This window comes from Butyrivibrio sp. AE2032 (genome assembly GCF_000702965.1).
This window is the reverse complement of the sequence record NZ_JNLF01000005.1, coordinates 1734525-1747622: the sequence shown is the minus strand read 5'-3', so window position 1 is coordinate 1747622 and position 13098 is coordinate 1734525. Positions and strand designations below refer to the sequence as shown.

The window sequence follows — 13098 nt, the reverse complement described above, 5'->3', positions numbered from 1 at the left end:
GCTAAACCCGGTGTAAAGTATTTCTAAACAATCCGGGACACTTTTGGAGATCTTTTCCGGGTTTTTATCCAAACTGCCACGAAAAGGGATCCCGCGTTTGATTATCTGCACAAATTTGTCCTCAAAAACGGACCAGATATAAGACAAAGTGTCTTGAAAAAATATCGAGTCAAAGTATAATAAATTAAGTAATGATAATTAACATAATCTTTACAAAAGCTTGACATTCAGGGGGCAAAGGGATGGCAAACATTTTGGGCAACGTTTTTAAAGGTAAGGACGGCGTAGGCGGCATCGCCACACAAGGCGCTGGGCAGGGTTCCTCTCAGAACGTAAGACCTGCTTCACCAAACATCGCCAACATTCAGACCTCAGGTCGTCCGGGCGGACAGACCGGTCATACGACGTCCAATTCAACAGCAGCTCAGCTCGCTAGAGAGCGTGCCGAAGCAGCAAAAGCTCAGATCGAGATGCGTAAGGCTGCAGAAGCCCGCCGTAAGGAAGAGGGCGGTGATAACGTAGATAAGAACGAGATCACTCCCGTCGGATTGAAACCGCCGATCAAGCGTCCGAAGTCCGCTTCCGTAAATCACGCACAGTATGTTGCAGAACAGCAGCAACAGCATTCTTCCGCTTCAATAACGGAGACCAAGACCGTTGCAGAGCGCCCCGAGCGTCCGGAACGTCCCGAGCGTACCGTTCAGCCCGCCAGGAGCCCTGCCCAGTCTGCACTCGCAGTAGCACAGTCCGTAGCACTCAGAGCACAGAATGAGGAGCGCCGTGCAAGCCAGAAGGCCAAGGCTGCAGCCGCAAAGGTAGTCGAGGCAAGAAGCGCCGTTACCGCAGCTGAGGAAGCTCTCATCGCAGCACGCAAGACGGAAGAGGCTACCATCGAGAAGGAAACAATCGCCAAGGAAGCTACTCTCCAGGCAGTTGCACGCGCAGAGCAGGCCAGAGCCGAAGCCACAAAGGCAGAAGAGCTCGCAAGGGCTGCAGTGGCAAAGGCTGAAGAGGAAGAAAAGGCAGCAGCTGCCCTCACTGCAGAGGAAGCCAAGCTCACAGAGCGCAGAAAGGCTGACGAGAAGGCAAGGATCGCTGCAGAGAAGGTAGAGCAGGAGTCCAAGGACGCCGTCGTTTCCGCAACACAGGAAGAAGAAGTCGCATCCGCAGAGTACGAAGCTGCCAAGCAGGCACTCGTCAAGGCTCAGACAGAACTTGATAACGCAAATCAGCTGAAGGCTGAGGAAGATGCCCGTATCGCAGCCGAGAAGGCAGAGAAGGAAGCACGTCTCGCAGCAGAGAAGGCTATCGAAGAAGCACGCATCGCTGCAGCTAAGGCTGAAGAAGCAAGACAGGCTGCCCTCCTCGCAGAAGAGAAGGCTAAGGCAGCAGCAGCAAAGGCTGAGGAAGAAGCAAGGATCGCAGCAGCAAAGGCTGAGGAGATCGCAAAGCTCAGAGCAGCTGCAGGGATCGTCGATCCCGAGCCCGCTAAGGACATCAAGAAGGACGAGCCCGCTGCAGATGCAGCTCCCGTTGCCGCAGAAGTAGTTCCCATGAGACCTGCCGCAGCAGCAGCAAAAACTGACACAGCTCCCACAAGACCTGCAGTAAGACCCGGAACAGGGATCTAAAATCTAAAAACAGACTAAGCAAAGAGCCGCTGCAGATCGCAGCGGCTCTTTTATGTTGAGTGATACTGAACCTTGTCAGTTCCTCTCATCCAGTACTTTCTGTACCCTGTCCCGGGCGATCGCGGTTACTGACGCGAGATCTTTCTGCCCGGTGAAATATGCCGGCATCTCCTCTATCAGGATGAGGTCGATCGCGGCATCCGCGGTATCCATTTTCGAACAGCTAAGGATGATATTTTCCATGTCATCTATGTTCTTATCGGAGAATACTATGCCCGTGTTGACCGCACCGCCGGTGGCAGGATCGTATCCGAACAGGATGACGGCCCCGTCGCCGTTGTAGTATTCGACGGCTGCCCTGCCGCCCTGTCTGAATGCGTCGCGGCTTATTACGAAATCGTCATTCATCGCGAGAGGGATCTGGACTTCATCCGACAGCAGCATCTTTACGAATTCGGCGCAAGCTTCCGTGTTTTCGGCCTGGGCTGATATCGCGACAGATACGATCGGTTTATAGACCGGTCCGCGTCCGTCAGATGAAGGGAATCCGAGGATCGCCGTGAATGTCTTACCGCTGACCACTCCGCGGATATAACTGCTCATTCCGTAGCAGTCGATGTTGAAAGCTTCCTCTTTTCCGGGTGTTACCCTGTCACGGCTGAACATTCCCTTATATATCACAACATTTTCTGCCACTTCGGCGACCGGACCGTTGACATCTCCGTTTTCAATATCGCTCCAGGACGTGCTGTTCTGCTGGACATGATCCTTAACAAATTCTGCAAGCTCTATGAAGGCGGGATCGGAAAAATCAGCCTTCCCGCCCTTTATGAACATATCAGCCGACAGGTTGAAGAGTTTGGCAAAATAATGCGCCTGACCGTATGTTATGATGTCCTTTCCGTTGAGAGCTCCGTCCAGGAACTCCGCATATTCCGCTGTAGTAAAACCTGTGCCTGAGCTTCCCGCGTTCTTCGGATCGGTCTGGATACCGGCCACCGAGAAGCATATTGGAAGCTGATACAGTGCGCCGTCAGTCTTCGCACCGGCGATTATGCTGGTGAAATATCTGTCAGGATCAAGATCGCCGATATAGGGCGTGAGATCCGCAAGATACGCGGGGTTGTTGAGCTGCCCGAATGCGCTCGTATCCAAAAGGATATCGGGGCCCTCTCCGTTCAGGATATCCATGGCAAGGGCATTGCTCATTTTCTGACTGCCCGTGAGATTCACGAGATCTGAATCGTCATCGCTGTCTATATACTGTGTGTCGTCGTAGTAATCGCTCTCTTTGTAACGGTTTGAGACCTCAATATGGTAATCGGTGCTCATTTCGTTGTATTTCAGGATGGCATCGGCGATGCTCTCATCGACATATCCGTAAGGGACATAAAGTTCCAGGACCGTCTTTCCCGCATGAGGGTTCTCGGCCTTCTTAAGATCTATGATCGAGAAGGCTGAATGATCCGGATCACCGTAAGGGCGTGATGTCGGAGATGCTCCGCAGAGAAGTATCGAATCTCCGGTGCAGTCGGCTATTTCGAGATCCGAAAGACTGCTCCTGTTTATTCCGCACCAGCTGAAATCAAAGATCTTATCGACAGACCTGTTCTTCATGTCGATCCTTTCGATGCCTGATGTGGTCAGGAAATAGACATTTCCGTCTGAACCCGTAAACGAGGAACTCTTGTAACTGAGGTCGAGCCATTCGTAATCCTTGGCATTCTCAGAAGTGAGCGCCCCGGTCTCAAGGTCGACCGTATAATAGATCATGCCATTCTTTCCTTCACACGGGACCAGCGCCTTGCTGCCGTCCACCGGAAGAATGAGCGGGATATCGTAAAGATCGGAGTTATTGTCGTTTATGACGACCTCTTTCCGCTCACCGTCAGACGAAGTAATGATCAGTTTGAAGTATGAGACTTCCTCCCAGATCATGCCGGTCTCGACAAGATAATCTCCGATATCGAAGGTCCTGTCCGGCAGGCTGTAGCCTGAGATGTCTTTCTCATTCAGTATGTCTCCCGTGGAGGGATCGAGCTCGGCTTCCCTGTAGACCGCTGTATCCGTATAAGGATCGTAAATGGTGTAATAGACGCTTATCTTTCCGTTGCGGTAAAGCACTTTTTCTATGCAGCTGGCTTCGCTGAACATACCGATCAGGTCTATGGTGTTTTTTACCTGCTTGGTGTTTCTGTCCACGACGGATAATGTCACGATCGCAAAATCGCTGTATCTGTAGTTTTCCCAGTTGAAGTTCGCGGGTATATCATAATCGCCTGTGGTAAGTGCGACGATATATTTGTCGTCAGCTCCCGAGAGTCTCGAAAAAGGCGCTGAAGCCATTTTTCTGCCCGTATTGACGGCCGGGATTATCTCATTCATGGTGCTGTCGAACCAGGGGGAATCAGCCGAGATCTTGCTGCCGCTTAAGACCTCCTCCGTTCCGCCCTTTCCGGACGCGGAACCGGTTTCCTTGCCGGTGTCCTTCTTTCCGCATGCCGCAAAGGACAATGCCATGGAAACCGTCAGTACGGCCGACATTACCTTTACGGCATCCTTCTTGATCGGTGCTCTTTTCATCTTTCTAAACTCCTTTTTATCCCGTCATAAGATCTGACATTACCAATCTTATTCTCCCCGGTTATCAGAACAGCAACATAATCTAGGCAAAACAAAGGTAAAGACCGCCGGATGCAAATCGAAAAGGAGCCGCTTCAAAATGAAGCAGCCCCTTTCCGTTTTATGAACAATTACCTTCAGGTAAACTTATTCATTAACCTCTCTCGTCGATGACCTTCTGCGCTCTGTCCTGGGCAATGGCCGAAACAGATGCGAGGTCCTTCTGGCCGGAGAAGTACGCCGGCATCTCCTCGACAAGGATGAGGTTTATGGAAGCATCTGCCGAATACATCATGGATACGCTCGAAATGATCTTCTCGAGATCGTCGATGTTCTTTTCGGAGAATGAGATGTTGTTTGATATAGGATCGCCGGACTCGGTATAGTAACCGAAATATTCCTTTCCGGCATCGGTGTTATAGTAAGCGACTGCTGTCTTTCCGCCTTCCCTGAAAGCCTCGCGGTTGAGAACGAAGTTGTCGTTCATTGCGAGTTCCTTCTGGACTTCGTCAGACATGAGGAGCTTAACGAACTCACCGCAAGCTTCGACATTTTCAGCCTGAGCGGAGATGGCTACTGAGACATAGGGTTCGATCATGGGTCCGCGTCCGTCAGTGGAAGGCAGGCCGAGGATAGCCGTAGCGCCCTGCAGCTGTACGATCTCAGAGAAGTAACCGCTGATACCGTAGCAGTTGGTGTAGACGGCATTGACATTTTCGCCATAGCCTGCCCTGTCACCCTTGAAGAGTGCTGAGCCTACCGCATAAGTGGTAACATAATCATCATCTTCACCCTGGTTATACATCTCATCCCAGGTCAAACCTGTCTCAGGAACATTGTCCTTTACGAATTCCGCGAGCTGCTCGAATTCGGGAGCCGAGAGATCGACCTTACCGTTCTTGATGAACTTGTCACTCATGGCACTGAAGAGTCTTGCAAAGTAAGTAGCCTGACCGAGGTTGATTACGTCTGTTCCGTTCAGTGTTTCGCTGAGGAACTTTTCATATTCTTTTGTCGTGAAACCTACGCCTGATGCTCCCGCATACTTGGAATCCGTATGGATACCGTCGATCATGTAGCTGACAGGCAGGTTATAGAGCTTGCCGTCGACCTTGGATGCATCAACGACATTGGTGAAGTACTTATCGGAGCTTAAGCTGCCTACATAAGGCGTAAGATCCGTAAGATAGTTGGAATTGTTGAGCTGGCCGAGATTGCTTACATTGAGGAGAAGGTCGGGACCTTCGCCATTTAAGATGTCCATGGCAAGCTGGTTGCTCATGTTGGCATTGATCTCGAGGGAAGCATTCTCCCAGTCTTCCTCGCTGTTGATATTGGAATAATCGTAGTCGCCAGAATCGGAGTAACGGTCTGATACTTCGATAAAGTAATCGCTGTTTGATTCGTTGAACTTCATGATCGCATCGCCGACAGTGTTCTCGACATATCCGTAAGAGGAATACATCTCAAGAATCGTCTTTCCGGCATGGGGATTCGGTACCTTGTTCAATTCGACAATGATGAAATCAGAGAGATTGCTGCGCTCGTAAGGGCTTGAGACATACTTCTCGCCGGCAAGGATGAAAGAATCCTCGGAGCACTCTGCCATCTCGAGATAATTCAGGATGCTCCTGTTGATGTTGCACCAGCTGAAATTGAAAACCTCTTCGGTCTTCTTGCCCTTCATATCGATCTTGGAAATTCCGGTGGACGAAACAAAGTAAACATTTCCGTCCTTACCGTTGGTAACCGAATAGATGTTGTTGAGATCGAGCCATTCATAGTCCTTGGCATCAAGTTTGGTCAGATTGCCGCTCTCAAGATCGAGCTCAAAGTATATCGGATCGCTGTTGGTGCTTGCGGGAACCAGTGCCTTGGTCTTGTCGAGAGCCAATATGACAGGGATGTCGTAGATGCTGACGCCGGATTCCTTGACTTTAACCTTCTGCTTGTCGCCGTCGGGTGAATAGACAAAGAGATTGTAATAAGATTCATCATTGTTATCCCAGTTCATCGATGTGTCTACCTTGTAATCGCCGATCTGGAAAGACTTCTCAACACTGTTGCTCTCGCCTTCCTCATATTCGGATTCCCTGGTATCGATGATATTTCCCGTAGTGGGATCTATATCTATCTGAGTGCTGGTCATCTCATATGTGAGATCGTTATAATCGGTCTTGGTTACCGTTATTACACCGTTAATATATGTTGCACCTTCGATATAGGAACTCTGGCCCAGACCGTCATTCAGATTGACGGAATTGATCGTCTGATTAGTGTTTCTGTCAATGGTCGTTACGGTATAGAACGAATAATCGTTATAGTTGAAGTGCTCCCAGTCGATCGTATTGCTGTCGGGCATCTTGTAAGATCCCGATGTGAATACGACGATGTAATTATCATCGACGCCTGCAAGTCTCGAATAGGTGTACTCGAGAGGTTTGCTCGTATCGATGTCCACGTCGATGTTTACTTCCCTGCCTTCAAACCAAGGTGTGTCGGCAGAGATTTTCTTGCCGCTGCGGCTTTGCTGTCTGCCGCTGCTGCCGCCCTTTTTGGCACATGCCGCGAAGGACAGCACCATGGATGCAGCAAGTGCAACAGATAAGACCTTTTCAGGTAATTTGTTCATAAAAAATATCTCCTTTTATCCCTGATAATGGATTTTTCAGGTACGATTCTAGGACTGCGAAATATACAATCTGCATCAAAATTAAGGCAAAAATTGGGTAAACAGGTTAAAGCCGTGTTACAAAAGCCGCCGGAGCAGCCTTCAAATGCCCTGTTTTAAAGGTTCTTACCCTCTTTCGTCCATCACTTTCTGCACTCTGTCCTGTGCTATCGCGGCAACAGATGCGAGATCCTTCTGCCCGGAGAAATAAGCGGGCATCTCCTCGATAAGGATGAGATTTACCGAAGAATCGGTCGAACTCATACCCGAACAGCTCATGATAATGTTCTCCATCGAATCGATTTGCCCGGACGTGAATTTCGAGCCCGAATTCGGAAGTCTCACATCGTAGACGAAAACATCACTGCTGTAATACTTGACGGCATCCTCACCGGCTTTTCTTAAACTGTCGCGGTTTAAGACAAGATAATCGCTGTATGCCATCGCCGTCTGGAAATCATCTGAAAGAAGGATCTTAACGAATTCCCCGCAGGCATCGGCATTTGCGGACTGTGCAGATACCGCGACCGAGAGATTGGGCTCGAAAACAGGACCTCTTCCGTCTGTTGAAGGAAGGCCCAGTATCGCCTCAGCTCCCTGGAGCTGGGATATGTCATAAAGATATGTTCCCATCCCGCTGCACCTGGTATACATAGCTATTAAAGGCTCCGAACCGTAAGGATCACCTTTGAAGACCGATGCTCCCACTGCGACAGCCGGATATGACTCCTCAGCATAAAGCTCTAAATCTTCGCTCCAGCTCCTGCTCCTCTCGGGAACATTGTCCTTAACGAATGCAGCGATCTGCGCGAACTCGGGACCCGTAAAATCAACCTTGCCGTTCGAAATGAACAGACCGCTCATGTTGTTGAACAGCTTCGAGAAATAGACCGCCTGGCCTGAGGTTATGACGTCAGAACCGTTCAGCGTGTCATTAAGAAATTTTTCATACTCCGCTGTAGTGAAGCCGACACCCGTTGCACCTGCATATTTCGCATCGGTATGGATGCCGAATACGGTAAAGGTAACCGGGAGCTGATATATCTTCCCGTCGATCTTTGAGCCCTCGATTATGTTGGTGAAATACTTATCCCCGTCAAGAGATCCGACATAAGGCGTCAGATCGACTAGGTAGTTCGCATTGTTGAGCTGGCCGTATTCGCTGCAGTCCAGGAGGATGTCCGGCCCTTCCCCGTTCATTATGTCCATCGCTAGCACATTGCTCATCTTCGCCGCAGCATCGAGATTCATCGTATCGTAGTCGTCATCACTGTCAATGTTGGAATAATCGATATAATCGTCATTGTTATATCTGTCAGTGACTTCTATAAAACAGCTTCCGTTAGTCTCATTGAATCTCATGATGGCGTCACCGACGGCCTCATCCGTATATCCGTAAGGCGTGTAGAGCTCGAGGATCGTCTTTCCCGCATGAGGATTCTTTTTTGCCCTGGTAAACTCAATGACCTTAAACTCTGCTTTGTTATTTTTGTAAGCATTGTTCGCATAGTGTTCGCCGTAGAGGATGAATCCGTCATCGGAGCAGTCTGCTAACGTCAGATTGGTAAGGATGCTCCTGTTAATGCCGCACCAACTGTAATCGAAAAGCTTTTCTGAAGTCTTTTTATTTATGTCGGCCTTTGTGATGCCGAGCGGATCAGCATAATACAGGCATCCGTCGTCCCTGACGACCGCACCCGTAAGATGATCCGTATCGAGCCATTCGTAATCCTTGGGATCCAGTTCGGTCAGTTTGCACGTTCTGAGATCGAGCTCGAAAAAGAGCTCCCCGTCATTTGTGCTCGCAGGAATAAGCGCCTTGTTGCCATCTTCGGAAAGAATTACAGGTATGTCGTAGATGTCGACGCCGTCCTTTTGTATCCTCACCTCTTCGAAATCGTTATCGGAAACATAAACATAGAGATCATAACTCTGGTAAGTGCTCTCCCAGTCCATTACCGTCACAACCCTGTAGTCGCCGATCTGAAAAGAGCGCTCGGAAGTATAGTAACTGTCCGTTACGATTTCTCTGACCTCAGCCACCGTTCCAGTATCCAGATCGTATATCTTTTCCCTGGAGATGTTCTCGTATGTATCCGGGGTCATCGAATTTGTCCTGACCGAAAACTTACCGTTCGCATAATTGGTACTCTCAACATATTCATTCGAGTCCATGTCTTTGACGAGATCTATCTTGTTTACGGTACTTCCGGAATTCCTGTCGAAGACCGAAACCATATATATCGCATAATCGTTGTAATTGTACATCCCCCAGTCGATGGTTTCGGGCTGCTTATAGCTTCCGGTCGTGAGGATGACCACCCTGTCCTTGTCAGCACCCGAAAGAGTCTGATATGAATACTCGACCTCCCTGGCAGGATCCAGATCCAGATCGATATTAAGTTCCCGGCTTTCAAACCAGGGTGTGTCGGAAGACACCTTATCGCCGCTGCGGCTCTTCTTGCCGCTTCCGCCCTTCTTTCCGCATGATGCGGCAGGCAGGACCATTGCAAATACCAGACCTGCGGACACAATCTTCAAGATATTCTTATTCATACTATTCCCCAATTTGCGGCTTATTACTCCATTATATTAATGCCCCGATACATCTAATCAGCATCAAAGAAGTGACAATTGCCTTATCCTGAACGGGTAAAAGCATAAAAAAGAGGTTGCCTCATAGAGACAACCTCTTGGATTGACAATAAGTCAGTTCAGTTCTTATCGATTACTCGATGATTGTAGAAACTGTACCAGCGCCTACTGTGTGACCACCCTCACGGATAGCGAACTTAAGACCCTGCTCCATAGCGATAGGAGTGATAAGGTCTGCTTCGATTGTTACGTGGTCACCAGGCATGCACATGTCTGTTCCCTCAGGAAGCTTGATAACGCCTGTAACATCTGTTGTTCTGAAGTAGAACTGAGGACGGTAACCTGTTACGAAAGGCTTATGACGTCCACCCTCTTCCTTTGTAAGAACGTAAACTTGGCCTGTGAACTTTGTGTGAGGAGTTGTTGTGCCGGGCTTAGCGATAACCTGACCTCTTTCAACTTCCTTACGGTCGATACCACGGAGGAGGCAGCCGATGTTGTCACCAGCCTCAGCCTGTTCCATTGACTTACGGAACATTTCTACACCAGTGATTGTTGTAGACTTAGGCTCGTCCTGGAGACCAACGATCTCTGCAGGATCACCAACCTTAACTGTACCTCTCTCAAGACGGCCTGTAGCAACTGTACCACGGCCGGAGATTGTGAATACGTCCTCAACAGGCATAAGGAAAGGCTTATCAACAGGACGCTCAGGTGTTGCGATGTACTCGTCAACAGCCTTCATGAGCTCAACGATAGGAGCATAAACCGGATCGTTAGGATCTGTAGATGTAGACTCGAGAGCTGCAAGAGCAGAACCACGGATGATAGGTGTATCATCACCAGGGAAATCATACTGGTTGAGGAGATCACGGATGTCCATGTCTACGAGCTCGAGGAGCTCTTCGTCGTCAACCTGATCGCACTTGTTCATGAATACTACGATATAAGGAACGCCTACCTGACGAGCGAGAAGGATGTGCTCACGTGTCTGGGGCATCGGGCCGTCTGCAGCAGAAACTACGAGGATAGCACCGTCCATCTGAGCAGCACCAGTGATCATGTTCTTGATGTAGTCAGCGTGGCCAGGGCAGTCAACGTGTGCATAGTGACGTGTCTCTGTCTCATACTCAACGTGTGCTGTGTTGATCGTGATACCACGAGCTCTCTCCTCGGGTGCAGAGTCGATGTTGCCATAATCCTTGAACTCAGCTCCACCCTTCATAGCGAGTACCTTTGTGATAGCAGCTGTAAGAGTTGTCTTACCGTGGTCAACGTGACCAATGGTACCGATGTTTACGTGCGGCTTGCTACGTACGAACTTTTCTCTTGCCATTTGTAATTTCCTCCTAAGAAATTATTAATTAAGTTAATTTATTACTCGCCTTGAATCAACACAGCGGTAAATATCATTTTACAAATTTTCGAGCTTACTTTCAAGTAAAAACCCAAAATATATGATGTTTACGTTGCCCTGACTTCAGGCGGTACGGAGTCTTACTTCTTTAAGATGGACTCCATGATGCTCTTCGGCGTCTCCGCGAAGTGACTTATCTGCATTACGAACGTACCACGTCCCTGTGTTGAGGAACGGAGGTCTGTTGCGTAACCGAACATGTTTGCGAGCGGAACCTCTGCATGAATCTGCTGGGAACCGTTCATAGGCTCGATCTCCTTGATTGCGCCACGGCGAGCGTTGAGACCGCCGATAACGTCTCCGAGATACTCATCCGGAACCTCGACGTCTACCTTCATGATTGGCTCGAGGAGGCAAGGATCGCCCTTCTGCATGCCTGCCTTGAATCCCATGGATCCTGCGATCTTGAAGGCCATTTCTGAAGAGTCGACATCGTGGTAGGAACCGTCGAAAACGGTAACCTTAACGTCAACTACAGGATAGCCGCCCAAGATACCGGCCTGCATAGCTTCCTGAACACCTGCATCGATAGGAGCGATGAACTGCTTCGGGATGCAGCCGCCGACTGTCTCGTCGACGAACTCATAACCCTTACCGGGCTCCTGAGGTTCGAGTCTGAGCCAGCAGTCACCGTACTGACCGTGACCACCGGACTGACGTACGAACTTACCCTGAGCTTCAACAGTTCTTCTGATCGTCTCTTTGTAAGATACCTGAGGTGCGCCTACGTTAGCCTCGACCTTGAACTCACGGAAAAGACGGTCAACGATGATGTCAAGGTGAAGCTCACCCATTCCTGCGATGATCGTTTGTCCTGTTTCCTGGTTCGTATAAGTACGGAACGTCGGGTCTTCTTCTGCGAGCTTCTGGAGAGCGATAAGCATCTTTTCCTGTGAAGCACGGCTCTTAGGTTCGATAGCAACCTCGATAACCGGCTCAGGGAACTCCATGGACTCGAGGATGATAGGATGATCCTCGTCGCAGAGTGTGTTACCTGTAGTTGTATCCTTCAGACCGATTGCAGCTGCGATGTCGCCGGAGAATACTTCTGTGATCTCCTTACGCTCGTTAGCGTGCATCTGAACGATACGTCCGATACGCTCCTTCTTACCCTTTGATGAGTTAAGAACATAAGATCCTGCTTCCATGATGCCGGAATAAACTCTGAAGAAGCAGAGCTTACCAACGAACGGGTCAGTAGCGATCTTGAATGCGAGAGCAGAGAAAGGCGCTTCATCAGATGAAGGTCTCTCCTCCTCTTCCTCGGTCTCAGGGTTAACACCCTTGATAGCGGGAACGTCGAGAGGTGAGGGCATGTAGTCGACGATAGCGTCGAGCAACATCTGTACGCCCTTGTTTCTCAAAGATGTACCGCATGTGACAGGGATGAGCTTGCATGAGCAGCAAGCCTTACGGAGAGCAGCCTTGAGCTCTTCATTGGAGATCTCCTCGCCTTCGAGGTACTTCTCTGTGAGCTCGTCATCTGTCTCGCAGATGAGTTCGACCATCTCTTCTCTCTTGCCCTTGATGAAGTCGAGCATATCAGCGGGAACCTCACGGTCCTCATACTGCATGCCGTCCTCGGAAGTATAAACCTCAGCACGGAGAGTAATAAGGTCGATAATGCCCTGGAAGTTGTCTTCCTTACCGATAGGGTACTGGATAGCAACGGGGACATTCTTAAGTCTGTCACGGATCATCTCGCAAACATGTTCAAAGTTTGCACCGATGATGTCCATCTTGTTGACGAAAACCATTCTCGGAACACCGTAGTGCTCAGCCTGTCTCCAAACTGTTTCCGTCTGCGGCTCAACGCCGCCTCTTGCAGACATAACCGTAACGGCACCGTCGAGTACACGGAGCGAACGCTCAACTTCTACTGTGAAGTCAACGTGGCCGGGAGTGTCGATGATGTTGATTCTGTGGCCCTTCCAGGGAGCTGTTGTAGCTGCGGAGGTGATCGTGATACCTCTCTCCTGCTCCTGAACCATCCAGTCCATGGTAGCAGCACCTTCGTGAACCTCACCCATCTTACGGTTTACGCCGGAGTAATAAAGAATTCTCTCGGTTGTTGTTGTCTTACCGGCGTCGATGTGAGCCATAATACCGATGTTTCTGGTCTTCTCAAGCGGATATGCTCTTGTTGTAGCCATTAGTATTAA

The 13098-nt window shown here is 49.6% G+C and carries 6 protein-coding genes; 1 reads left to right on the top strand and 5 read right to left on the bottom strand.

The window, feature by feature from the left end; translation table 11 throughout:
* Positions 1-242 precede the first annotated feature (242 nt).
* Positions 243-1631, top strand: a complete 1389-nt coding sequence (locus BO18_RS33525) for a hypothetical protein (protein ID WP_051689147.1) — start codon at positions 243-245, stop codon at positions 1629-1631.
* Positions 1632-1706: 75 nt separating this feature from the next.
* Here BO18_RS33525 and BO18_RS25345 read toward each other — a convergent pair whose 3' ends face one another.
* The 5 genes from BO18_RS25345 to fusA all read right to left on the bottom strand — a co-directional run bounded on the left by BO18_RS25345 (position 1707) and on the right by fusA (position 13089).
* A complete protein-coding gene (locus BO18_RS25345; RefSeq protein WP_034450462.1) occupies positions 1707-4214 on the bottom strand; it encodes an extracellular solute-binding protein in 2508 nt (835 codons plus the stop codon).
* Positions 4215-4407: 193 nt separating this feature from the next.
* Entirely contained in the window at positions 4408-6885 is a 2478-nt protein-coding gene (locus BO18_RS25340; RefSeq protein ID WP_034450461.1) for an ABC transporter substrate-binding protein, read from the bottom strand.
* Positions 6886-7050: 165 nt separating this feature from the next.
* Positions 7051-9480 carry an ABC transporter substrate-binding protein gene (locus BO18_RS25335; protein WP_034450459.1) on the bottom strand — a complete coding sequence of 810 codons (2430 nt, stop codon included), beginning with the start codon at positions 9478-9480 and terminating at the stop codon, positions 7051-7053.
* 172 nt (positions 9481-9652) lie between these two features.
* Positions 9653-10855 carry an elongation factor Tu gene (gene tuf / locus BO18_RS25330; protein ID WP_034450458.1) on the bottom strand — a complete coding sequence of 401 codons (1203 nt, stop codon included), beginning with the start codon at positions 10853-10855 and terminating at the stop codon, positions 9653-9655.
* A gap of 161 nt (positions 10856-11016) precedes the next feature.
* Positions 11017-13089 carry an elongation factor G gene (gene fusA, locus BO18_RS25325; protein WP_034450457.1) on the bottom strand — a complete coding sequence of 691 codons (2073 nt, stop codon included), beginning with the start codon at positions 13087-13089 and terminating at the stop codon, positions 11017-11019.
* Positions 13090-13098 lie beyond the last annotated feature (9 nt).

Coding starts and splice junctions, on each gene's coding strand:
- BO18_RS33525 (WP_051689147.1), top strand. CDS start 243: ATGGCAAACATTTTGGGCAACGTTTTTAAAGGTAAGGACGGCGTAGGC.
- BO18_RS25345 (WP_034450462.1), bottom strand. CDS start 4,214: ATGAAAAGAGCACCGATCAAGAAGGATGCCGTAAAGGTAATGTCGGCC.
- BO18_RS25340 (WP_034450461.1), bottom strand. CDS start 6,885: ATGAACAAATTACCTGAAAAGGTCTTATCTGTTGCACTTGCTGCATCC.
- BO18_RS25335 (WP_034450459.1), bottom strand. CDS start 9,480: ATGAATAAGAATATCTTGAAGATTGTGTCCGCAGGTCTGGTATTTGCA.
- tuf (WP_034450458.1), bottom strand. CDS start 10,855: ATGGCAAGAGAAAAGTTCGTACGTAGCAAGCCGCACGTAAACATCGGT.
- fusA (WP_034450457.1), bottom strand. CDS start 13,089: ATGGCTACAACAAGAGCATATCCGCTTGAGAAGACCAGAAACATCGGT.